The 22287-nt window shown below is 71.0% G+C and carries 21 protein-coding genes and 1 pseudogene; 5 read left to right on the top strand and 17 right to left on the bottom strand.

Annotated features, from left to right (window positions below; all coding sequences use genetic code 11):
• Positions 1 to 175: 175 nt before the first annotated feature.
• The 3 genes from ACFYSH_RS13795 to ACFYSH_RS13785 form a co-directional block, all read right to left on the bottom strand.
• A complete protein-coding gene (locus ACFYSH_RS13795; protein WP_359468370.1) occupies positions 176 to 409 on the bottom strand; it encodes a hypothetical protein in 234 nt (77 codons plus the stop codon).
• A 71-nt stretch (positions 410 to 480) separates the two neighbouring features.
• Positions 481 to 1389, bottom strand: coding sequence for an SDR family oxidoreductase (locus ACFYSH_RS13790; protein WP_359468368.1), 909 nt, complete (start codon positions 1387 to 1389; stop codon positions 481 to 483).
• A 106-nt stretch (positions 1390 to 1495) separates the two neighbouring features.
• Entirely contained in the window at positions 1496 to 1918 is a 423-nt protein-coding gene (locus ACFYSH_RS13785; protein WP_359468366.1) for a DUF6221 family protein, read from the bottom strand.
• A gap of 355 nt (positions 1919 to 2273) precedes the next feature.
• On the opposite strand from ACFYSH_RS13785, the pseudogene ACFYSH_RS13780 reads away from it, so the two are divergent.
• Positions 2274 to 2609: pseudogene (locus tag ACFYSH_RS13780) on the top strand (GNAT family N-acetyltransferase); the annotation flags it as partial.
• A 23-nt stretch (positions 2610 to 2632) separates the two neighbouring features.
• Here ACFYSH_RS13780 and ACFYSH_RS13775 read toward each other — a convergent pair.
• The 6 genes from ACFYSH_RS13775 to ACFYSH_RS13750 form a co-directional block, all read right to left on the bottom strand.
• On the bottom strand, positions 2633 to 3541 hold the full coding sequence (locus ACFYSH_RS13775; RefSeq protein WP_359468363.1) for a PfkB family carbohydrate kinase: 909 nt from the start codon (positions 3539 to 3541) through the stop codon (positions 2633 to 2635).
• Positions 3538 to 4527 carry a zinc-dependent alcohol dehydrogenase family protein gene (locus ACFYSH_RS13770; protein WP_359468360.1) on the bottom strand — a complete coding sequence of 330 codons (990 nt, stop codon included), beginning with the start codon at positions 4525 to 4527 and terminating at the stop codon, positions 3538 to 3540. The genes ACFYSH_RS13775 and ACFYSH_RS13770 overlap by 4 nt, the downstream gene beginning before the upstream one ends.
• On the bottom strand, positions 4527 to 5399 hold the full coding sequence (locus ACFYSH_RS13765; protein ID WP_359468358.1) for a carbohydrate ABC transporter permease: 873 nt from the start codon (positions 5397 to 5399) through the stop codon (positions 4527 to 4529). Before ACFYSH_RS13765 ends, ACFYSH_RS13770 begins: the two co-directional genes overlap by 1 nt.
• Positions 5396 to 6358, bottom strand: coding sequence for a sugar ABC transporter permease (locus ACFYSH_RS13760; RefSeq protein WP_359468355.1), 963 nt, complete (start codon positions 6356 to 6358; stop codon positions 5396 to 5398). The genes ACFYSH_RS13765 and ACFYSH_RS13760 overlap by 4 nt, the downstream gene beginning before the upstream one ends.
• Positions 6355 to 7713, bottom strand: a complete 1359-nt coding sequence (locus ACFYSH_RS13755; RefSeq protein WP_359468351.1) for a sugar ABC transporter substrate-binding protein — start codon at positions 7711 to 7713, stop codon at positions 6355 to 6357. Before ACFYSH_RS13755 ends, ACFYSH_RS13760 begins: the two co-directional genes overlap by 4 nt.
• A gap of 180 nt (positions 7714 to 7893) precedes the next feature.
• Positions 7894 to 8655 carry a DeoR/GlpR family DNA-binding transcription regulator gene (locus tag ACFYSH_RS13750; RefSeq protein ID WP_359468349.1) on the bottom strand — a complete coding sequence of 254 codons (762 nt, stop codon included), beginning with the start codon at positions 8653 to 8655 and terminating at the stop codon, positions 7894 to 7896.
• A 431-nt stretch (positions 8656 to 9086) separates the two neighbouring features.
• On the opposite strand from ACFYSH_RS13750, the gene ACFYSH_RS13745 reads away from it, so the two are divergent.
• Together ACFYSH_RS13745 and ACFYSH_RS13740 are read left to right on the top strand one after the other, a co-directional pair.
• Complete coding sequence (locus tag ACFYSH_RS13745) at positions 9087 to 9872, top strand: SAM-dependent methyltransferase (protein ID WP_359468347.1); 786 nt, start codon at positions 9087 to 9089, stop codon at positions 9870 to 9872.
• A 25-nt stretch (positions 9873 to 9897) separates the two neighbouring features.
• Complete coding sequence (locus ACFYSH_RS13740) at positions 9898 to 10530, top strand: class I SAM-dependent methyltransferase (protein WP_359468344.1); 633 nt, start codon at positions 9898 to 9900, stop codon at positions 10528 to 10530.
• 9 nt (positions 10531 to 10539) lie between these two features.
• Here ACFYSH_RS13740 and ACFYSH_RS13735 read toward each other — a convergent pair whose 3' ends face one another.
• From ACFYSH_RS13735 to ACFYSH_RS13715, 5 genes are read right to left on the bottom strand one after another with little or no spacing between them, the layout of a single operon-like run.
• Entirely contained in the window at positions 10540 to 13242 is a 2703-nt protein-coding gene (locus ACFYSH_RS13735; protein ID WP_359468341.1) for a SpoIIE family protein phosphatase, read from the bottom strand.
• Positions 13243 to 13289: 47 nt separating this feature from the next.
• Positions 13290 to 14036, bottom strand: coding sequence for a DUF2071 domain-containing protein (locus ACFYSH_RS13730; protein ID WP_359468339.1), 747 nt, complete (start codon positions 14034 to 14036; stop codon positions 13290 to 13292).
• 53 nt (positions 14037 to 14089) lie between these two features.
• Positions 14090 to 15103, bottom strand: a complete 1014-nt coding sequence (locus ACFYSH_RS13725; protein ID WP_388752436.1) for an NAD(P)/FAD-dependent oxidoreductase — start codon at positions 15101 to 15103, stop codon at positions 14090 to 14092.
• Positions 15100 to 15627: an isoprenylcysteine carboxyl methyltransferase family protein gene (locus ACFYSH_RS13720; RefSeq protein ID WP_359468333.1), complete on the bottom strand. Its 528-nt coding sequence runs from the start codon at positions 15625 to 15627 to the stop codon at positions 15100 to 15102. The genes ACFYSH_RS13725 and ACFYSH_RS13720 overlap by 4 nt, the downstream gene beginning before the upstream one ends.
• 13 nt (positions 15628 to 15640) lie before the next feature.
• Positions 15641 to 16699: a type III polyketide synthase gene (locus ACFYSH_RS13715; RefSeq protein WP_388752433.1), complete on the bottom strand. Its 1059-nt coding sequence runs from the start codon at positions 16697 to 16699 to the stop codon at positions 15641 to 15643.
• A 118-nt stretch (positions 16700 to 16817) separates the two neighbouring features.
• On the opposite strand from ACFYSH_RS13715, the gene ACFYSH_RS13710 reads away from it, so the two are divergent.
• Positions 16818 to 17705, top strand: a complete 888-nt coding sequence (locus ACFYSH_RS13710) for a UbiA family prenyltransferase (protein ID WP_388752430.1) — start codon at positions 16818 to 16820, stop codon at positions 17703 to 17705.
• Positions 17706 to 17758: 53 nt separating this feature from the next.
• Here ACFYSH_RS13710 and ACFYSH_RS13705 read toward each other — a convergent pair whose 3' ends face one another.
• Genes ACFYSH_RS13705 through ACFYSH_RS13695 form a run of 3 tightly spaced genes read right to left on the bottom strand, consistent with a single transcriptional unit; the run spans position 17759 to position 20954 of the window.
• Positions 17759 to 18658: a carbohydrate ABC transporter permease gene (locus ACFYSH_RS13705; RefSeq protein ID WP_359468324.1), complete on the bottom strand. Its 900-nt coding sequence runs from the start codon at positions 18656 to 18658 to the stop codon at positions 17759 to 17761.
• Complete coding sequence (locus ACFYSH_RS13700) at positions 18655 to 19617, bottom strand: carbohydrate ABC transporter permease (RefSeq protein WP_388752427.1); 963 nt, start codon at positions 19615 to 19617, stop codon at positions 18655 to 18657. Before ACFYSH_RS13700 ends, ACFYSH_RS13705 begins: the two co-directional genes overlap by 4 nt.
• Positions 19614 to 20954: an extracellular solute-binding protein gene (locus tag ACFYSH_RS13695; RefSeq protein WP_388752424.1), complete on the bottom strand. Its 1341-nt coding sequence runs from the start codon at positions 20952 to 20954 to the stop codon at positions 19614 to 19616. Before ACFYSH_RS13695 ends, ACFYSH_RS13700 begins: the two co-directional genes overlap by 4 nt.
• 413 nt (positions 20955 to 21367) lie before the next feature.
• Between ACFYSH_RS13695 and ACFYSH_RS13690 the strand changes: the two genes are divergently transcribed.
• Positions 21368 to 22282 (top strand): diiron oxygenase, encoded by a 915-nt coding sequence (locus tag ACFYSH_RS13690; protein WP_359468314.1) that lies wholly within the window; start codon positions 21368 to 21370, stop codon positions 22280 to 22282.
• The last annotated feature ends 5 nt before the right edge of the window (positions 22283 to 22287 follow it).

The following is a 22287-nucleotide window of genomic DNA, read 5'->3' as shown; positions in this document are numbered from 1 at the left end:
GGATCCCGGCAGTCGTAGACCTGTCAACCGTTGATCGTTGCACCGACCCTTCCGGGGTACGGTGCGCCTGGCCGTGACCTCCCGCCCTCCCCTGCCCGGCTCTCCCCGCCACCCGCTCCAGCCCTCGCGGATCCACGTAACAAAAGCGACAGCGCTTACCTGGACAGGGGTTCCATTACCGCCGGGATAGGAGCTCTCGCGTTCGAACCGTCAGCATCCATCGTGAAGGGGCGAAGCGGGCCCGCTGGCCGCCACTGGTGACCAGCGCGTTCACGGGTGTCATCGGATCCAGCGCCATCGTCCTGGCCAGCAGGACGCCGACGGCAAGCGGGAGCAGGGTCACGGCCAGCGCCGTTCCGGCGCTGGTCAGGTTCTGGATGCGGGGGCGCGTCGGCGCGTCGGGGACCATGGACCTCATTCGACCAGCGGGGGCCCTCGGCGCCATCGGACGACGTACTCAGACGAGCCGCTCCCCCGTACTCAGTCCGCTCCGGGCCGCGCGCGCTCGGAGTGCGGTCGGGCCACGGAGTCGGCGCGGCCGCCGGCTCCCAGGAGCCCGGTGGCCGCGAACGGGGCCCGCCGCTCCAGCTCGGCCAGCTCACGCTTCGAGACGGCCGTGACGACCGGGGGCATGGCGGCGCGCACCAGTTGAGTTGCGCGGAGCCACGCGGGCACGTACGCGGCGGCACTGCGCCGCTCGACCGCCCGCCCCATGCGGCGCGCCACGGTCTCCACCGGGTAGACCTTGCGTGCGGGCCTCGGCATGTGTCCCCGTAGCTCGCGCAGCACCGTGTACTGGTCGGCGTCGCGGATCATGTCGGTGTCGGTCCAGTTCAGGTAGCCGATGCCCACTCCGACGTGCTCATGGGCGACCTCGGCGCGCAGCGCGTGCGCGAAGGACTCCACACCGGCCTTGGAAGCACAGTAGGCGCTCATCATGGGCGCGGCGCCGATGGAGGCCAGCGAGGCGATCTGCAGGTAGTAACCACGCGTGGCACGCAGATGGGGCAGGAAGACGCGGGCGGTGATCGCGCTGCCGATCAGATTCACCTCGATCACGCGCCGCCAGGTCGCCGGGTCGGATTCGGTGAAGGGCCCGCCCTCGGCCAGCCCCGCGTTGGCGACCACGACCGAGACGGGTCCGAGCTGCTCGCGGACGTCGTCGGCCACCTCCGCCATGGCGGCATCGTCGCTGACATCGACCTCCCAGCGCAGCGCCCGGCCGGGGAGCTCGTCCCGTACGGCTTCCAGGCCGGCTCCCTCCAGGCCGAGCAGAGCGACCGTGGCGCCACGGCTACCCAGGTCCCGTGCGACGGCCGCACCGACGCCGCGCGCCGCGCCGGTCACGACCACGACGCGGCCCTCCAGAGGACCGGCTCTGCGCGTCATCCGCGCCTCCTCGGGGGTCGGCCGCCACGGTGGTACCTGCGCCCCAGCATCCCTGGTGACCGGCCGCTCCGCGAACCGGCGAGGCGGGTACCCGCCTCGCCGGTCTTCATTCCGGTGGGGAGGGCGGGCCCCAGTGGGAGAACCGGGGCAGCCACTTCACCCGGTAGCCGGGATGCCCGGCGTGCTCGGCGGCCATCTGCCGGACGACGAACCCCAGCCCGACGGCGCGGCCCGAGGTGAAGTCCTGGGCGGGGCGATCGGTGTCCAGGACCGCGATCTCCTCGTACTCGTCCAGGAGGACCCTTGTGGTCTCGATGCGGCGCAGCGTGCGCGCCGGGTCCTGGAAGGCGATGTGCCGGTCGTAGCCACGCGACCGTACGACGAACGCGATCCCGCTGGTGCGGTCGTGCACCTCACCGGGCGCCTCTGCGGGGGTCCGCCAGCCGTCGCCGCCCGCTTCCCGGGCGATGCTCTCCTCCTCGGCGAGGCGTGCCCGCACGAAGGCCAACAGGTCCGAGTTGTCTGCCATCTGGTTCCGAATCCTTCTCGTTCACAGACCGCGGCGGAAGATCCACACATCGCCACGGACCCGTTCTGCCCGACCAGCAGAGAATGCCTCACCGGCGCGCCCTGGGCGCAGTCCGCACCGCGCGCGTTCCGTATGACGGACAACGCGTCCGGCTGTGACGGGCGGAGAAGCGGGCCTGCCGGGGCCCGCTCAGGTGCGCGTGTCCACTGCCGGCGGGGTCGACCCCGCTCCGTCACCCAGGATCACCGGTCGGCAGAACGAGTCGTACGGCGACAGCGGACACCGTGAGGAGTGTGACTGATCGACGACGTCGCGTCGATCAGTCACACTCTGTCGCGTGCCTTCGAGGACGGGCGCGGACACCCTCCAGGAGCTGCGCGACATCCTCGGCGACAGGGCCGCGCTCTTCCGGAACATGGTCGAGACGGCGGCTGAGCACACGCCCCCGGAACCGCACCGGTACCTGGCGTTGATCGGTGCCGACCCGGCGTCCCGAGGCCGGGGACAAAGGGCCGCTCCGCTGCGCTCGGGACTGCCCGAGGCCGACGCGGCGGGTCTGCCCGGGCACTCGGAGTCCTCCAGGCCGTTCAACCTGGCTTTCTACGAGCCCTTCGGCCTCACCGTCCGCGCGGAACTGCGGTTGCCGGACGGCGGACCGGTGCTGTGGGCGATGAGGCGCGAACCTCGAGCCGCCCCGACGCCTGAGACCGGTCCTCACTCGGGCACGGAAGGCTCCGTGCCCGAGCGTGCGCACACCGAGGCGGCGACCTCGGAGGCGAACGACAGCATGTCCCTCACCTCGTCCGGACACGGTGCCGCCGCGAACGAGCCGAGGGCGCCCATCCGGCTCAGCAGGCCCGCGGTGAACGCGTCACCCGCGCCGATCGTGTTGACGACCTCGACCGGTGTGGCCGCGACGGACACGGGCGGCGCGGTCGCCGTGAACGCCGTACTGCCCCTCGCGCCCCGGGTGAGGACGACCAGCCGCCCCGCGTCCGCGAGCTTCCGGCAGGTCTCCTCCGGATCGGTTCCCGGCCACAGCCTTTCCAGGTCCTCGTCACTGGCCTTCACGACATGGGCGAGGCCGCACAGCTCGCGCAGTGTGGCCGAGCCGTGGTCCGTGCCCAGGGTGCGGTCCCGGCGGACGTTGGGGTCCACGACGAGCAGGGAGTGCTCGGCAGCCGCGAGAGCGGTCGCCCGCACGGCCGATGCCGCCGGCTCGACGACGGCCGCGAGGCCGCCCACGTACACGGCCCCGAATCCGGCCGCACGCGTGGACAGGTCCGGCAGGCGGAACGTGGCCGTGTCCTGGAGGTGGAAGTGGTATCCCGTTCCCGCGTCACCCGGTTCGGCGACGGCCAGTGCGGTGGGCAGGCCGGAGCGTTCGCAGTGGGTGAGGTCGACCCCGGCCGCCCGCATCCGCTCCTCGATCATCCGGGCGAAGCCGTCGCCGCCCAGGCCCCCGGCGAACACCGCCGGGGTGCCGAGCCTGGCCAGCCCGACGGCGACGTTGGCCGGGGCCCCGCCGAACTGGGCGGACCGTACGCCGCCGTCCCCCGCCACGGGCACGAGGTCGACGAGGGCCTCGCCGAGCACGAGGACGGCGCCGGGCCCGCCCGTCACGGCTCGACCACGATCTTGCGGCCGATGCCCGCCTTGAAGCGGTCGATGGCCTGCGGGTACGCGTCGAGCGGCAGCCGGTCGCTGATGAAGACGGCGGGGTCGAGGACCCCGGCGGCGAAGAGCGCGGCGGCTCGTTCGTAGCTGTGCAGGACCGCCATCGACCCGGTGATGGTGATCTCCTGGTTGTAGATCCGGTACGGCTCGATGACCGCCCTGGTCGCGTAGTCGGCGACCCCGAACTGGAGGAAGGTGCCGCCCTTGGCGACCCGGCCCAGCCCGTCCTGGATGGCGGCGGCGTTGCCGGTCGCGTCGATGACGACGTCCCAGCCGCCGGGGCGGTCCAGTTCGTCGGCCGCGGCCGCGGACCGGGAGCAGCCGAGGAGTGCGGCGGTGGCGAGGCGGTCGGGGTTGACGTCCAGGACGTCGACGCCGGCCGCTCCGGTGCGCTTGGCGAGCTCCAGCATCATCAGGCCCATGGTCCCGGAGCCGTAGATGAGCACCTCGGCGCCGAGGGTGCTGTTCAGCACGTCGTAACCGCGGACCGCGCAGGACAGCGGCTCGATCAGGGCCGCGTCCTTCACGTCGATGTGCTCGGGCAGCTTGACGCAGTTGGCCACGGGGGCGACGGCGTACTCGGCCGCGCCGCCGGCCACGGTGACGCCGATGGCGGCCCACCGCTCGCAGAGGTTGCCGCGTCCGATACGGCAGTAGCGGCACTCGTGGCAGTGCAGGGAGGGGTCGACGGCGACCCGGTCGCCCACGGCCAGTTCGGTGACGTCACGGCCGATGCCCACGATCTCCCCGGCGAACTCGTGGCCGGGGACGATCGGGAGGGTGGGCGCGAACTCGCCCTGCAGGATGTGGAGATCGGTTCCGCACAGCCCGCACGACGCGACGGACACGACGACGTCACGGGGGCCCGGCGTCGGGTCGGGGACGGTGGTGACGGAGATCTTGCCGGGGGCTTCGACGATCGCTGCCCGCATTATTTCACTGCTCCGAGAGACAGGCCCTGGACGAGTTTGTCCTGGGCGGCGTAGCCGGCGGCGAGCACCGGCAGGGACACGACGACGGACGCGGCGCACAGCTGGGCGAGGAAGAGGCCCTGGCTGGTGACGAATCCGGTGAGGAAGACGGGCGCCGTCTGGGCGACGACGCCGGTGAGCACCCGCGCGAAGAGGAGTTCGTTCCAGCTGAAGATGAAGCAGATCAGAGCGGTGGCCGCGATGCCCGGCGCGGCCATGGGCGCGACCACCCGGGCGAGGACGGTCGGCAGCCTCGCGCCGTCGACCTGGGCGGCCTCGATGACGGAGACCGGCACGTCCGCGAGGAACGACTGCATCATCCAGACCGCGATCGGCAGGTTCATCGAGGTGTAGAGAAGGACGAGGAGCCAGATGTTGTCCAGCATCCCGGCGTTCTTGGCGAACAGGTAGACGGGGAGGAGGCCGGCGACGACCGGCAGCATCTTGGTGGAGAGGAAGAAGAACATGACGTCCGTCCACTTGCGGACGCGCCGGATGGAGAGGGCGTACGCCGCCGGGAGCGCCAGCAGGAGCACCAGGACCGTGGAGAAGAACGAGGCGCCCAGGGAGTTGAGCAGGGGCGGCCACGGGGTGACGCCTGTGTCGGCACCGAAGAAGGCGCGGTAGCCGTCGAGGGTGAGCGGCGCGAAGACGGACGGCGGGTTGGTGGCGGCGTCCGACTCCGCGTGCAGGGAGGTCAGCAGCATCCACAGCGCGGGCAGGCAGAAGGCGAGTCCTGCCGCCCAGGCCAGCAGGCCGAGCGCGGTGTTGCGCCGTTTGGCCCGCCGCAGGATCCGTCGCGCGGACGGAGCGGGGACGGTGGCAGTGGTCATGCGCGGTTCGCCTCCTCACTGAAGAGGGACGAGACGGTCCGGAGCGCGAAGGTGGCGATGATGATCGTGCCGATCACCACCACGACTCCCGCGGCGGACGCCAGTCCGTATTCGTGGGCCTGGTAGAAGGTCTGGTAGATCGTGTAGGGCAGGTTGGCGGTGCCGAGTCCGCCGGCGGTGATCGTGAACACCGCGTCGAAGTTCTGCACGATGTAGACGGCGCCGAGCAGGACCCCGAGTTCGAGGTATCTGCGCAGGTGCGGCAGGGTCAGGTAGCGGAAGGTCTGCCAGGCGCTCGCACCGTCCAGGCGCGCGGCCTCGACGACCTCGGCGGGGCGGCTCTGCAGCCCCGCGAGCAGGATCAGCATCATGAAGGGCGTCCACTGCCAGACCAGGGCGGCGATGACGGCGAGGAGCGGCATGTCCGCTATCCAGTCCGGCTGGCTCGGGCTCGTGTCGCCGAAGAGTTCTCCCAGCCAACTGAGCGCGCCGTTGAGTAGGCCGTACTCGGGGTTGTAGAGCGCGTGCTTCCACAGGAGGGCTGCGGAGACGGGCACGATCAGGAACGGCGTGATGAGCAGGGTACGGACCATGCCCCGGCCGAAGAACGTGCGGTCCAGGAGCAGCGCGAGGGCCAGTCCGAGGACCACGGTGGCGATGACGACACCGGCGGTCAGCAGGATCGTGGTGAGGACCGAGTCGCGGAGCGCGGCGTCGGTGAAGACGGAGGCGTAGTTGTCGAGCCCGTTGAAAGCGCGTTTGTCCGGGTTGAGCGAGTTCCAGTCGAAGAGGGAGATCACCAGGGTCGCCACGAAGGGCAGCTGGGTGACGACGATCAGGAAGACCAGCGCCGGCAGCAGCGGAGCCCTGGTGGCCCAGGCCCGGGGGCCCGTCTTCTTACGGGCGGGGGCGGGTGGCCGGGGTGGTGACTGGGGGGTGGTGCCGACTGCTGTGGTCATCGGTACTCCTTGGCGACCTGTTCGGCCAGCTTCTGGGAAGTGGCCAGCGCCTTGTCCACGGACTGGCGGCCGGCGATGGCCGCGCTGATCTCCTGCGCGACCCTGGTGCCGAGATCGGTGAACTCGGGGATGCCGACGAACTGGATCCCGGGCACGGGGCGCGGCTGGACGCCCGGGTTCTTCGGGTCGGCGCCCGAGATGGCCTGCTCGGTGACGTCCGCGAAGGCGCCTGCCGCCTTGCGGTATGCGGGGTTGTCATAGGTGGAGGCCCGTTTGCCGGCCGGAACGTTGGACCAGCCGCTGGTCTCGCCGACGAGCGACTCGTACTCCTTGCTGGACGCCCAGGAGACGAACTTCCAGGCGTCGTCGGACTTCTTGGAAGCCTTCTGGATGCCCCAGGCCCAGGTGTAGAGCCATCCCGAGCTCTTGGTCTCCTCGACCGGCGCGGGGACGTAGCCGATCTTCCCCTTGACCGGTGAGCCCGCCGCCTCCAGTGAGCCGGCGCCGGCCGTGGCGTCGTACCACATGGCGGTCTTGCCCTGGGTCATGTTGTTGAGGCACTCGGCGTACCCGGCCTGGGAGGCGCCACGCTCCCCGTGCTTGCGCACGAGGTCGACGTAGAACTGGGTGGCCTTCTTGAACTCGGGTGAGGTGAGCCGGGGTTTCCAGTCCTCGGTGAACCAGGCGCCTCCCATGGTGTTGACGACGGTGGTGAGCGGGGCGATGAGCTCGCCCCAGCCGGGCAGTCCGCGCAGGCAGATGCCCTTCATCCCTGATTCGGCACCGTCCGCCCGCGCCGCCAGTTCCGCCACCTCTTTCCAGGTGGGGTGCGCGGGCATCGTCAGCCCGTTCGCCTCGAAGACGTCCTTGCGGTACATGAGGAAGGACGACTCGCCGTAGAAGGGTTCGGCGTAGAGCCTGCCTTCGGCGGTGAGCGACTCCCTGAGGGGTTCGAGGATGTCCTCCTGGTCGAAGGCGGTGTCCTTCGCCGCGTAGGTGTCGAGCGGGTGCAGCCAGTCGTTCTTCGCGAAGAAGGGCACTTCGAAGTTGCTGATCGTGCCGACGTCGTACTGTCCGGCCTGGTTGGAGAAGTCCTGACTGATCTTGTCCCGGACGTCGTTCTCCGGGAGCACCGTGAAGTGGACCTTGATGCCGGTCTCCGCGGTGAAGTGCTCGGCGGTCAGCTTCTGGAGCTCGACCATCTGCGGGTTGTTCACCATGAGTACGTTCAGTGCGTCGCCGCCTCCGAACGCGGTGCCGCCTGCTCCGGCGCACCCGGCGGCGAGGAAGGACATCACCGCCGTGCCCGCGACCGCACGCACGCGGATCCCACGGCGTCGTTGCTGGTGGGGCATAAGTAGTTCTCCTGATCGTCGTAGCGGCTCGCGGATCGATGCCCGTGCCCTCCGGGTTCTCCTGACGGTTTCCGGGCATGGCGGGTCTGTCCACCGGCCTCCTGACGGGAGCGGGGAGGAGAGCGGGGACGAGTCGGTAGGGGTGAGGGGACGGCGCTCCGGGGAGCGCCGTCGGTGGGTTCAGACGCGGATGACGTTCGGGCCGAGCAGGGAGTAGCGCTGGGCCTCCGCCGACGGCAGCCCGGTGTCGGTGACGACGGCCTCGAAGTCCCCGACGTCGGCGAATCGGCAGAAGCTCACCGCGCCGAACTTCGAGTGGACTCCGGCGAAGACGCGGCGGCGTGCGCTGCGCATGGCCTGCGCCTTGACCTCGCCGACCGCCGGGTCCGGGGTGGTCAGCCCGTACTGGCGGGAGATGCCGTTCGCACCGACGTAGGCCAGGTCGATGACGAAGTCGGCGAGCATGCGCGTGGCCCAGTGGTCGACGGTCGCCATGGTGCTGCCGCGCAGACGCCCGCCGAGCAGGAGCACGGCGGTCTTCTCGACGTCGGCGAGGACCGTCGCGACAGCCAGGGACGCGGTGACCACGGTCAGCGGCCGGTCGCGGGGCAGGGCTTCGGCGATGAGCTGCGGGGTGAAGCCCTCGTCCACGAACACCGTTTCGGCGTCACCGAGCAGTTCGGCGGCGGCCGTCGCGATCCGCGACTTCTGCGGCACATGGTGCGTGGTGCGCATCGCCAGGGTCGTCTCGAACCCGGCGCTCTCGACCGGGTACGCACCGCCGTGCGTGCGCCGTACGAGACCGTGTTCCTCAAGGGTGTGCAGATCGCGCCTGATGGTCTCCTTGGCCACCTCGAACTGTTCGGCCAGCCGGTTCACGTCGACCGAACCGTCCCGCCGAGCCGTCTCGAGAATGCCTCGTCGGCGTTCCTCGGTGCCCACGACACCATCCCTGCGCTAGTGCGAATTCACCATGGTCCCGTAGTCCGTTCGGGCCCACGCATTGTTTGTACAAGCAGAAACGGCCGTTCGACCACCTTCTTCGCGCCACGGGCTGCGCCCGTTCATGCCCGTTTCACCGAAGGTTCCCTCGCTGGTCAACCGTGCTCTCGCGGCGGCACGGCGCGTAGGTGACGCCTGCTTTGCCGACAGTACCGCCCGTTTCGCGCCCGTTAGCGGTCACGCAGGCACCTGATCCGGTGCGGCGGAGCCGGATCACAGCGGATATCGGCCTGGACGCGCCCGGTCGGACATGCCCGCGCCTGAAGTGCGCCACAGCCGCCTACCGCCGTCAACGACGTCCGATGCGCCATGAGTTGCTGTGGCAGACTCCACAGGTGGAGCGGTTCACCTCATCTGCAACGGAGCTCGTCATGACGCCTGGGACGCCTCAGCCCCCGATCGACACCAGCAGGCCCCACTCGGCACGGGTCTACGACTCGCTGCTCGGCGGCAAGGACAACTACCCGGTGGACGAGGCGGTGGCCCGGCAGTTGCCGGCCGAGGCGAAGGCGGGGGCGTTCCAGAACCGTGCCTTCATGAACCGTGCGACGGCCTGGCTGGCCGGTGAGGGCGTCAGCCAGTTCCTGGACATCGGCACGGGCATCCCGACCGCGCCGAACCTCCACCAGATCGCCCAGGAGATCAATCCGCACTCACGGGTCGTCTACTGCGACAACGACCCGATCGTCCTGCGGCACGCCGAGGCCCTCCTCGTGAGCACCCCGGAGGGGGTTACGGATTACGTGCACGCGGATGTGCTCGAGCCCGCCACCATCCTCGACGCGGCCCGCAAGGTCCTCGACTTCGACCGCCCCGTCGCTCTCTCGCTCCTGGGGCTCCTCCACTTCCTCCCCGACGACCTGGACCCGCGGGCCATCGTGCGCACCCTGACGGACGCCCTGCGGCCGGGCAGCTACGTGGTGCTGTCCCAGGGCGCATCGGACGTGAACCCCGAGCGCGGCGAGCAGGGCGCGGCCGAATACGGCAAGGGCGGCATCCGGCTCGCGTTGCGCACCCGCACCGAGTTCGCCGGCTTCTTCGAGGGCCTGGACATCGTCGAGCCGGGTCTGGTGACGGCCCCCGAGTGGTTCCGCGGCACGCCGGCCCCTCAGCCGGAGATGAGCGGCGTCTACGTCGCGGTCGCACGGATCCCGTAGCACCGGCCAGGAAGGGCAGGTACCCATGGCCGACGGCCATCCGCACGCGGCAGCCGCGACGTTCGACGCCATCGGGGCGGACTACGAGACGGCGTTCGCCGGTTCGGCGGCGCACCACGCCTCACTGAACCGGTTGCTGGAGCGGCTGCCCCCGCACAGCAGGGTTCTGGACGTCGGCAGCGGAACGGGCCGGCCGACCGCCCGGACCCTGGCGGCGGCCGGGCACGAGGTGCTGGGGGTCGATGTCTCGCCCGTCATGGTGCGACTCGCGGCCGCCCGTGTTCCTGAGGCGTCCTTCCGTTGTGCCGACGTCCGTGAGGTCCCGTTGGAGGAGGAGAGCTTCGACGCGGTCTGTGTCTACTTCTCGCTCCTGCAGATGTCGCGCGACGAGCAGCGCTCCCTCGTGCGCCGCCTGGCCGCGGCTCTCAGGCCGGGCGGTCATCTGTTCCTGGCGACGGTGCCGCTGGATGTGGAGGGGGCGAGCGCCGTCTTCATGGGTCAGGAGGTACGGGTGCACAGCTTCGGCCCGGAGGCGTTCAGAGCGCTCGCGACCGGTGCCGGGCTCACCGTCGTGCACGAGGACAGCACGGTGTTCACCCCGTCCCACCCGGGGGCCGTCCCCGAACCTCACCTCTTCCTGGACTGCCGCCGGGCCTGACGGTTCACCTCACACCGAACCGGGCGCCTCCGGCGGCAGAAGCTGTTCCGTCCAGATGACTTTGCCGCCGTCGTCGGTGTAGCGGGTGCCCCAGCGTTCGGCCAGCTGGGCGACGAGGAACAGTCCCCTGCCGCCTTCGTCCGTGCTGGCAGCCTGGCGCAGATGGGGTGAGGTGCTGCTGCGGTCGGACACCTCGCAGATCAGCGTCCTGTCCCGGATCAGCCGCACGCGGATGGGTCCGCTGGCGTAGCGGATGGAGTTGGTGACCAGTTCGCTGAGGATCAGCTCGGTCGTGAACGCCTCCTCGACCAGATTCCATACGCCCAGCTTGCGGGACACCTGGGAGCGGACCCGGGCGACCGCCGAGGGATCGGAGGGCACGTCCCACTCGGCCACGTTCTCGGCGGCGAGACAGCGGGTGCGGCCGACGAGCAGCGCGACGTCGTCACGTGCCCTGGCGGGCACCAGGACGCGGATGACGGCCTCGCACGTCTCCTCCGGTGTCCGGTCGGGGTGCCCCGACAGGGTGGCACGCAGGAGTTCCAGCCCTTCGTCGATGTCGCGGTGCCGGTCCTCGACGAGGCCGTCCGTGTAGAGCACCAGCCGGCTGTCCTGCTGGAGATGTACGTCGAGGGTCTCGAAGGGCATGCCGCCGAGCCCCAAGGGCGGGCCTCCGGGAACGTCCGCGAACACCGCCTCACCGCCGGGGCTGACGATCACCGGCTGGAGATGGCCCGCCCGTGCCATGGTGCAGCGGCCGGACGCAGGGTCGTAGATCGCGTACAGGCAGGTGGCCCCGGTGACGCCGCCTCCCTCGGATCCTTCGGCCGACTCGTCCAGATCTATACGCGCCACCAGCTCGTCCAGGTGCCACAGCAGCTCGTCGGGGGGCAGGTCCAGGGTCGAGAAGTTGTGGACCGCCGTGCGCAGGCGCCCCATCGTGGCGGCGGCGTGGAGCCCGTGACCGACCACGTCACCGACCACGAGTGCGACGCGGGCGCCGGGCAGCGGGATGATGTCGAACCAGTCGCCGCCGACCCCGCCCAGCCCTCCGAGCCCGGCCTGCGCGGGGAGGTACCGGTAGGCGGCGTCGATGGCGCTCTGGTCGGGGAGCCCCTGCGGCAGCAGGCTGCGCTGCAGGGTGACCGCCACGTTGTGCTCGCGCGCGTAGCGGCGCGCGTTGTCGATGCTCACCGCGGCGCGGGCGACGAGCTCCTCCGCGACGGACAGGTCCTCCTCCTCGAACGGCTCGGGCTTCCCGGCCCGCCAGAAAATGGCCACGCCCAGGATGACGCCCCTGGCCCGCATCGGGACGGCGATCATCGAGTGGAAGCCGGACCGGACGATGCGCTCGGCGCGTTCCGGGTACTGCTGCTGCCAGCCGGAGCGCTGTGCCAGGTCGGCGTCGAGGACGGCCTCGCCCCTGAGCAGACCGGCACCGATGACCGTGGCCGGCACGAAGCGGACCACAGAACCCAGGGGATGGAGCCCGGTGTCGTCGCGGGGGCCGCTGAAGGCCGAGCGGCGGAGGCCTTCGGCGGAGACGCGGGCGGCCGTCGGCTCCTCGCCACGCAGTACACCCTCGGCGAGATCGACGGTGGCGTAGTCGGCGAACCTGGCCGTGGCGAAGTCCGCCAGTTCCTCGCACGTCCGTACGACATCCAGGGCGGTGCCGATCTCGGTGCCCGCGTCGTAGAGGAGCTTCAGCCTGCCGCGCGCCACGGCGGCCTTGCCCGTGAGGGCCTGCAGCTCGGTGGTGTCACGCAGGGTCGTCACACTGCCGGGCGGCCCTCCGTTCCGGTCGGTGGCCCGCTGGCTGACGGCCAGCAGCCGCGCACCCACCGAGTGCACCTCGTCGGTCGCGCTGCGGCCCGAGTCCAGCAGTCCGGTGATGACCGGGTCGAGGCCGAGTTCGGCCACGGGTGTGCCCTCGATGTCCGGTGGGAGCCCGAGCAGCCGTCGCGCCTCGTCGTTGGCCAACAGGAGCCGCCTGTCGCCGCTGACGATGACCACGCCTTCGCGTACGGCGTGCAGGACGGCGTCGTGATGCTCGTACATCCGGGTCATCTCGGTCGGGCCGAGGCCGTGCGTCTGGCGTCTCAGCCGCCTGGTGACGAGCGCGGTGCCTCCCATGGTGAGCAGCAGGATGCCCGCGGCGGAGCCGAACAGGAGGGGGAACTGGCCCTCGACGACCCCGCTGACGTTCTTGATGGTGATTCCCGCGGACACCAGGCCCACGACCTCGCCGTTCGAGCCGGTCACGGGCACCACGGCCTGGACGAGCGGGCCGATGGTCCCGTCTATCTTCTCGGTGACGACGCGCCCGTCCAGGGCGGGGGCCACACTGCCGACGAACTTCTTGCCGATCCTGTCGGGCAGCGGATGGGTGTAGCGGACGGACTCGAGGTTCATGACGACGACGAAGTCGACCCCGGACCCCTTCCGTGCCGCCTCGGCCTTCGGCTGGAGAACGGCGCTGGGGTCGGGGCCCCGCAGAGCCGCTTCCGTGCCGGGGGCGTCGGCGAAGGTCTCGGCGACGGCGACCGAGCGGTTGCGGGCCTCGCGTTCGCTGTCGGCCCGGGACTGCAGCACGAGCGCGGCCACGGACGCAGCGACGAGCAGCACCACGATCGCCACTTGCAGGAGAAAGACCTGACCGGCGAGGCTTCTCATTCGGAGAAACGAACGCGGGCGGCCGTAGCGTCCGGCCATGTTCCCCTTTCTACACGGCTTCCCGCCTCCTCGCCGCCCCGCCGTCCTCAAGGGCGTGCCGGGCGGCCGAAGCGTACCGGGACTCCGGGTGAGTACAGCACGCTCACCGGCTCCCCGACGGGCGCGGGCAGTCCCGCCGCCGTCACCAGGCTCTCCTCGCACTCGAGCAGCCGGGCATGGTGCAGAGGCCAGCGGGGGTGGGCGTTCGGGAGGTACATCGTGCGCCCGCGGAAGGTGCTGTGCAGACCCCAGCGCGCGGTCAGGAAGTGTTCGAGCTCGCTGGGGGCCTCGATCCGTCCGCCGGTGCGCAGCACGATCCGGCTGTGGGCGCCCCGCGGCCCGGGGACGCGCCGGCTGCTGGTGTAGGTGAGGGTGTCGGCGTCGCGCCGGATCTCCATCCGGGACCACACGTACGGCAGCCGGAAGGCGGCCCGGGCGACGGCCACGGGGATCAGTCTGGAGGCGTCGAGCGAGCGGAAGACCACCCCGCGTCTGCCGTGCGCGTCGCGTGAGTACAACCGGACATTGGTTTCGGGAAAAGTCCCCAGGTAAGGGATGCCGGGGAGGCGGAGCCACCCGACGCGGTGCATCCGGAAGGCGACGAGTCCGACATAGGTGACTCCGTCCACGGTGTCCGGCACGGTCCCGGTGGGCAGGAGCGGCGCGACGTCGTCGGGGTCGGCCGCCCAGTGCAGGAATGCCAGGTCAAGCCAGGACTGTGTCATCAGCGGGTTCATCGCCGGGTGCGGCGGGTCGGGGGTGACGGGCTGCGGCGTACGGAGGAGGGGCGGCACCCGGACAGAATGGCAGAGCGGTCGGCCACTCCGGTACGGGGTACCGCGCACGGCTACTGCAGGGCGCGCACCGCGGCGCCGAACAACGGGGGCAGCCGGTGGGCGGCCGGCACGATCAGTCCGGCGGTCAGTGGGTGCCCCGCGGCCCCCAGCAGTGCGCGGGTGAGCAGTCGGTGGCGTCGCGTCAGCCGTGCCCATGTCGCGGGGTAGTCCTCGGGGCGTCCCGCGAGGAGGCAGTCGACCGCCGCCGACGCGGTGGCCGCCGCCATGGCGACGCCCTCCCCGGTGAGCGCGTCGACGTAGCCCGCCGCGTCACCGGCCAGCAGGACCCGCCCGGCTCGCGGTGTGCTCGCGGTGCGGCGCAGGGGGCCGGCGCCGCGTACGGGACCGGCCTCCAGGCCCCGGAGCGTACGGGCCAGCGCGGGGAAGGCGGCGAGGTGTTGTTCGTGGGAGCCCCGGAGGCGGCTGAGCACCGCGACACCCACCAGCTCCTCCCCCACCGGTGTCACGTACGCCTCGCCGTGTCGCGACCAGTGGACTTCCACGAAGTCGGTCCAGGGTGCGATGTGGTAGTGCCGGCGCAGCCCGTACCTGCGGGGCGCGGAGCAGAAGCGTTCCAGGCCGAGCGCGCGGCGCACCGGGGAGTGCAGGCCGTCGGCGGCGATCAGCCAGCGCGCGGTCAGCCCTGCTGCCGTGACCCTGTCCGCACTCTGGCGCACCTCCCCCACCCGGCCCGCGACGACTCGTACGCCCAGCTCCCGGGCCCGCCGGTGCAGGGCGGTGTGCAGCTCGGTCCGCCGGGCGCCGAGCCCGGGGCGGCCCCGGAAGGCGGCCTCCGCCTGCCGGGCACCGTCGATGTACCGGATCCCGCGGAGTGCGCGGCCGGCCGGGGTGACGCCCAGCGCGTGCAGGGCGGTCACTCCGCTGGGCATGATCCCCTCGCCGCAGGCCTTGTCCACGGGCGTGGGGCGGGGTTCGACCACGACGGCCTCCAGGCCTGCCGAGGCGGCCCGGATCGCTGCCGCCAGGCCGGCCGGCCCGCCGCCCGCCACCAGGATGTCGATCACGCGCGTGTGTCCGCTCCGGCGAGACCGGTCAGCGCCACGTCCTCGCACCGGACGCGTACGGTCATGAGCGCCGCGTTCAGCACGGTGAACAGGGCCGCGGTCAGCCAGGCACCGTGGACCAGCGGCAGGGCCGCCCCTTCGGCCGCGACCGCGACGTAGTTGGGGTGCCGGAGCCACCGGTAGGGCCCGCCGGTCACCAGGGGCAGGCCGGGGACGACGATGACCCGGGTGTTCCAGCGGCGCCCCAGTGTGCGGACGCACCACCAGCGCAGCGCTTGCGCCGCGGCCACCACAGCAACCATGGCCCAGCCGAGCCACGGCACGAACGGGCGGCCGGCCAGCCATGTCTCGGCGAGACACGCGGCGAGCAGGGCGGTGTGCAGGGCCACCATGACCGGATAGTGCCCGCGGCCTGCTTCGGTACCGCCCCGGGGCAGGCTCCAGCGGGCGTTACGCGACGCCACTGCGAGCTCGGCCAGGCGTTCGGCGGCGACGACCAGCACGAGGACCGTGAACCAGATCATGTGTTCCTCCCGACTACCAGCGCAGCAGCACCAGTTCGCAGCAGAAGCCGGGGCCCATGGCCATCATGAGACCGGGCGCGCCGGGTTCGGGCCGCCGGTGCTCCATCGTGTCCCGCAGGACTTGGAGGACCGAGGACGACGACAGGTTGCCGACCTCGGCCAGCGAACGCCAGGTGATGTCGAGGGCGCCCTCGGGCAGGGACAGGACGTCGGTGACTGCTTCCAGGACCTTGGGCCCGCCGGGGTGGCACACCCAGCGGGCGATGTCCTTGGGTTTCAGCCCGTGCTGTTCCAGGAAGCCGCCGACGTCCTCGGCCAGATACCGGCGTACGACATCGGGGACGGCCGGGTCCAGCACCACGGTGAAGCCGGAGCCCCGCACGTCCCAGCCCATGACGTGGCCGGTGTCCGGGTACAGGCGGCTTCGGGTGTCCACCACCTCGGGGCCGTCCGCCTGCGTCCTGTGCCCGCCGCCGATCAGGACCGCTGCCGCGGCTCCGTCGCCGAACAGCGCGGTGGCGACCAGGTTGGCGGGGCTCGCGTCGTCCCGCTGGAAGGTCAGGGAGCAGAGTTCGACCGAGAGCAGCACGGCCACCTGTCCGGGCCGGCCGAGCAGGTAGTCGTGCAGCCGTGCCACTCCGGCGGCTCCGGCGACACAGCCCAGCCCGAACACGGGCAGCCGCTTCACGTCGGGGCGCAGACCGAGACGTCCGACGAGCCGCGCGTCGATGGAGGGCGCGGCGATCCCCGTGACCGAGGTGAACAGCAGCAGGTCCACGTCGGCCGGGGCCAGCCCGGCCTTGTGCAGGGCGCCACGAACGGCTTCGGCACCGAGGTCGACGGCTGCGCGGATGAACTCGTCGTTCGCCGCCCCGAATCCGTCCAGTTCCTCGTAGCGCTCCAAAGGCAGCACCATGTTCCGGGTGCGTACGCCCGCGTTCGCGTGGATCCGGTCCAGCACACGGCGGTCGGCCCCCGCGTGCAGGCAGGTGCGCGCCACCATGTCGGTGACGGCCCGCTGGGGGTGGCGGCGCGGCGGCAGGACTCCGTGCACAGCCGCGATCCGGGTCACCCTGCCCACCGTTTCGGAGAGATCATGGCTCCATCCTGCCCACATAACCGGGCGATTCCGTGCACATGCGACACGCGGCTGCCGTGTCCGCACGTGCTGGTGTCCTTACGATCACCCCGTGGACACCACGGAACGGCCACGGTCACACGCCCCCGGCCCGCGCCCGCCGCTCCGGCCGGCTGGGCTGGTGCTGTCCTGCCATCCGGGACCCGTCGCGGCGGTGACCGTGCTCGCCGTCGCCCTGGCCGTCAGCTCGGGTCCGGGAGGGGGCCGTCGAGCGCTGGTCGCCGGGGCCGTGCTGACCGGGCAGCTCTCGGTGGGCTGGTGCAACGACGCGTTCGACGCCCGCCGCGACGCCGAGGCCGCGCGCCCGGGGAAGCCGGTGGCCCGGGGCGCGGTGCGGCCGGGCGTGGTGTGGGGTGCGGCGTTCACCGCGTTGTTCCTGTGCGTGGTGCTGTCCTTCGCGTGCGGTGGGGCGGCGGGTGCGGCGCATCTGACCGGGGTGGCGGCGGCGTGGGCGTACAACCTGCGGCTCAAGGAGACGGTGCTGTCCTGGCTGCCGTACGCGATCGGCTTCGGCAGCCTTCCGTGTCTGGTCGCCCTGAGCCTGCCGGGGAATCCGTGGCCCGCGTGGTGGGCGGTGGCGGCGGGTGCGCTGCTCGGCGTTGCGGCTCATCTGGCCGATGTGCTGCCGGACATCGAGGCGGATCTGCGGGCGGGCGTCCGAGGGCTGCCCCAGCGGCTGGGCCCTGCCCGTACCCGGCTTCTGCTGCCCCTTCCCCTGGTGGCCTCCACCGCCGTGCTGGTCATGGGGCCCACGGGGGTGCCCGGCGGGCGGGACGTCGTCGTTCTCTCCGGGGGCACGCTCTGCGCGGTGGCTGTGGCGACGGCGTGTGCCGGTCCACGGCCGGCGCGGGCCTGGCGCAAGGCTGCCCTCGCCGGAGCGGTCGCGGTGGCGGCGGCCGATGTGGCACTGCTCGTCACGCGGGGCCCGGGTATCGCCTGACGGCCCGTACGGATGCCCATGCCATCCGTACGGGCCGTCAGGTGCTGGTGCCTCTACTGGCCGGAGAGGCCGGTGTGCGCGATACCGCGCACGATCTGCCGCTGGAAGAAGGCGAAGACGATCAGGAGCGGCATCCCGGCGATCACGAGCGAGGCCATGATCTGGGCGTACCGCACCCCGAAGGTCGACTGGACGTTGACGAGGCCGACGGGCAGGGTCATGCCGCCCGGGTCGGTGGTGACGAGGAACGGCCACAGGAAGTTGTTCCAGGTGGAGATGAAGGTGAAGATCGCGACGGCTGCCAGCACGGGCCGGGACAGCGGGATGACGATCGTCCAGAACACCCGCCAGCGTCCCGCGCCGTCGACGAAGGCCGCTTCCTCCAGCTCCCGGGGCACACCTTCGAAGAACTTCACCAGGATGAACACCATGGCGGGTACGGCTACCTGAGGGAGGATCACCCCCCAGTAGGTGTCGACGAGTCCGAGCTGGACCATCTCGCGGAACAGGGGGGCGATGAGCACCTGCGGGGGCACCATGATGCCGGCGAGCACCAGCCCGTAGAGCAGCCTCCGGCCGCGGAAGTCGGTGCGGGTGAAACCGTACGCGGCCATCGCACACGTCACGACGGTCAGCAGGGTGGTCATGACGGAGATGTACGCCGAGTTCATCAGCCAGACCATCAGGTCGCCCGACTCCCAGACCTTGCTGTACGCGTCGAAGGTGACGCGCGAGCCGATCCAGGAGAGCGGCGTCTTCGTCGTGTCGCCCTCCGGCTTCAGGGAGGTGGCGACCGCCCAGGCGAGCGGCAGCAGCCAGGCCGCGGTGAGGAGCAGGGCGATGACGAGCAGGACGATCCTGCCGGGCGTCCAGCGCGGGCGGCGGCCTCCGGCGTCGGCGGGCCGCTCCCGCCGTGGGGCGGTGCGGGTGGTGACGGTGGTGGAACCGCTCACTTCGCGGCCTCCTCAGCTCGGCGCCGGGACAGCAGCGGCTGCACCAGGGAGACGGTCAGGATCAGGGCGAAGAAGATGTACGAGACGGCCGAGGCGTAGCCGATGCGGTAACCCGTGAAGCCCTGCTGGTAGACGTACTGGAGGATCGGCCGGGTGGACTCGTCGGGACCGCCGCCGGTCATGATGTAGACCTGGTCGAAGATCTTCAGCGAGGCCAGCACCTGGAGGACCACGACCACGCCGGTGGTGCGGCGGAGCATCGGCAGGGTGATGTGCAGGAGCCGCTTCCCGGCGCCGGCGCCGTCCAGTTCGGCAGCCTCGTACAGGTGCGCGGGGATGGCCTGGAGGGCGGCGAGGTACAGCAGGAAGTTGAATCCGACGGTCCACCAGACGGTGGTCGCCACGATGCTGAGCATGGCGTACCGCTCGTCGGTCAGCCAGCCGATCTCCGGCGTCAGGCCGACGGAGGCGAGCATCTGGTCGGCGAGACCGAAATCGGACGGCAGGATCATGTTCATGAACAGCAGGCAGACGACGCCGGACGGCAGCAGGAAGGGAGCGAACCAGCTGAGCCGCCACAGCCATTGCACCACCCTCAGCTGGTGGGCGAGCAGTGCCAGCACGAGTCCGACGACGACGAGGGGGACGGTGGACAGGACCGTGAACCACACGGTGTTCCACAGCGAGGACCACACGTCGGGGTCGCGCACCGCCTCGGCGTAGTTGTCGAGGCCGACGAACTCTCCTCCCGTGCCGGTGATGTTCTCGCTGGTGAGACTCATGCCGAGGCCGGATATCAGCGGCCAGACCAGGAAGGCGGCGTACACCAGGAGGAAGGGCGCGATGAACACCAGGCCGTGTTCGGTCCACTTCCTGCGCACGCCACGGGCCGGACGCCCGGCCGCGCCCTCCGCGGACTTCGCCACGGGTGCCGGCGCCGCCGCGGTGGTGGGGGTCATGACGCGGCTCCCGGGAGGGGGTTGCGGGTGTCGAGGAGTGTCCGCAGCCGGGACTTGGCCTCGGTCAGGGCGTTGCGCGGGCTACGGGAGCCGGTGAGGACACCGGAGAACACGGCGCCGAGCTCGATCCACATCCGGGAGGCGGAGCCGGCGAACCACGCGGGTTCGTCCAGCGCCACGTCGTCGATCACCGAGCGGTATGCGGACTGCGGCTGCAGGGCGAGGTAGGCCGGGTCGTCGAGCACCGGCAGGTAGGCGGGCACGTGCCCGCCCTCCGCCCAGGCCACGGAGTTCCGCAGCATCCACGCGGCGAGGACGTGGGCCGCCTCGTTCGTGGCGCCGCCCCGGTCGTTCTGGTGCGGCAGGACGAAGGCGTGGCAGTCGGCCTGTGCGGCAGCGGTCCCGAAGAGCGCGGGTATGCGGGTCATGGAGAACGGGAGTCCCGTGGCCTTGAAGGTGGAGATCTCCCATTCGCCGTTGAGGTGGAAGGCGGTCTTCCCGCCGTTGAAGACGCCGACGGACCCCGCGTAGTCGACGCGGCGCACCATCAGCCCCTCCTCGATGAGCCGGGCCAGGTACTCCAGTACCCGCAGCGCCTTGGCGTCGTCGAGCGCGAGGCGCTTGCCGTCCGCGGAGAGCACCGTGCCGCCGGTCTGCGCGTAGAAGGTGGAGAAGAGACGCCAGGGGGTGATGCAGTCGGGCCCGAGCGTCTCGACCACCAGCCCCGGCTGTCCGGTCGCCTTCTTCGCGGCGCGCAGCGCGTCGGCGAACGCGTCCGCGCCGTTGATCGTCTCCAGCCGGCCGCCCGACATCAGTCCGGCTTTCTCACAGACCTCGGTCTGGTAGTAGAGGACGAAGGGGTGGGTGTCCAGCGGAACGGCGTACTGCTTGCCGTCCACCTGGCCCCTGCGCCAGATGTCCGGCGGGAAGTCCGCCTCCCGCACGCCGTGTTCAGCCAGCAGGTCGAGGTCGAACGGGTCGAGGAGCCGGCCGGGTGCGAAGCCCGCGAGCCGGGCGAGGTGCAGGGCGGCGATCTCGGGCGCCCGGCCGCCCGCGCCGGCCATACCGAGCTTGGTGTAGTACGGGGCTCCCCACTGCAGGGTCGAGGACTCCAGGGCGATGTCCGGGTGCGCGGCCCGGAAGTCGTCCAGCATCCCCCGCATGTTGACGCCGTCGCCGCCGCCGAACAGATGCCAGTACCGCAGCAGGGTCTGTCCCGGACCCGCGGCGGTGGCCGGTGCGGCGCAGCCTGACAGGGAGCCCAGGGCTCCGGCGGCGGCCAGGACGCCGGCACCGCCCGCGAGGGCTCGGCGCCGGCTGAACAGGGGTGGTTGCATGGCGGCTCGTCTCGGCTCGTCTCAGGGTGCGGGGACGCGTGAAGGGAAGGCCGTACGTTCGATATTTCGACGCATGGCCGCCACTTCGGACGGGACCGTAGGCGCGGGAAAACGCGGCGTCAATGACTCGCGCTGAAATTGCGAACAATGTTCGACATCACGAACGGAGTGTCGGCCTCATCCCCTCGACCCGACAGCGCGCCGCACACACGGGGGTACGCGAGGAGATATCGCGAGGATGCGCTCACATTTCTTACTGGAGGGTAGGCCCACCCGGCATCCTTGCTATACCTTCCGTCTAATAAGCGGGGCGGGCGGCCACCCCCTCCGGCCGAACGAACGCATATGACGCCTCGTCACGATCAACCGTGTGGAACACCAAGGACATCACCGACCGACCGAGGAGCCGCACCATGGCAAGCAGCACTGTCCGACCGGATGCCGAGGACCGTCCGCCCGAGGACCACCTCACACGCCGCCTGCTCGAATCGGCCGCCACGCTGGCGTACGATCCCGCCACGGAGGTCGACTGGGACACGCCCCTGGACAAGGAGTTCCACGGTGCGAGCCCGGAGTGGAGCACCCTGTACGGCACCGCGTACTGGGGCGAGCTGACCGAGGAACAGCGCAGGGAACTGACGCGCCAGGAAGCCGCTTCGGTGGCCAGCACCGGTATCTGGTTCGAGATGATCCTGCAGCAGATGGTCCTGCGCGACGTCTACGCGAAGGACCCCACGAGCGCGGACGTGCAGTGGGCCCTGACCGAGATAGCCGAGGAGTGCCGCCACTCGATCATGTTCGCCCGGGGCGCGCAGAAGCTGGGCGCCCCGCCCTACCGGCCGCATCGGCTCGCGGTGGAACTGGGGCGGGCGTTCAAGACGCTGGCGTTCGGCGAGGCGGCCTACGCGGCGATCCTCGTCGCCGAGGAGGTCCTCGACGTCATGCAGCGCGACTGGATGAGGGACGAGCGGGTCGTCCCCTTCGTCCGCACCATCAACAACATCCATGTCGTCGAGGAGTCCCGGCACATGAAGTTCGCCCGCGCGGAGACCCGCAAGCACCTGAGCGGTGCGGGCTTGGTGCGACGGCACATCAACGCACTCGTCATCGCCGTCGCCTCGTACGTCATCGTCACGAGCATGGTGAACAAGGACGTCTACGCCAACGCCGGACTCGACGGGAAGCGTGCGCTCGGCGAGGCCAAGGCCAACGAGCACCACAAGTCGATGATGCGCTCGAGCTGTTCGGGCCTGATGGACTTCCTGGCATCGGCCCGCCTGCTCACCAAGCCCGCCCTGGTGTTCTACAAGCGCGCCCATCTGATCTGAGCGGA

The sequence above is a fragment of the Streptomyces sp. NPDC005791 genome (genome assembly GCF_042871485.1).
In the GTDB taxonomy this organism is placed as follows: domain Bacteria; phylum Actinomycetota; class Actinomycetes; order Streptomycetales; family Streptomycetaceae; genus Streptomyces.
The sequence above is the reverse complement of the archived record's forward strand: the minus strand, read 5'-3'. Positions and strand labels throughout refer to the sequence as shown.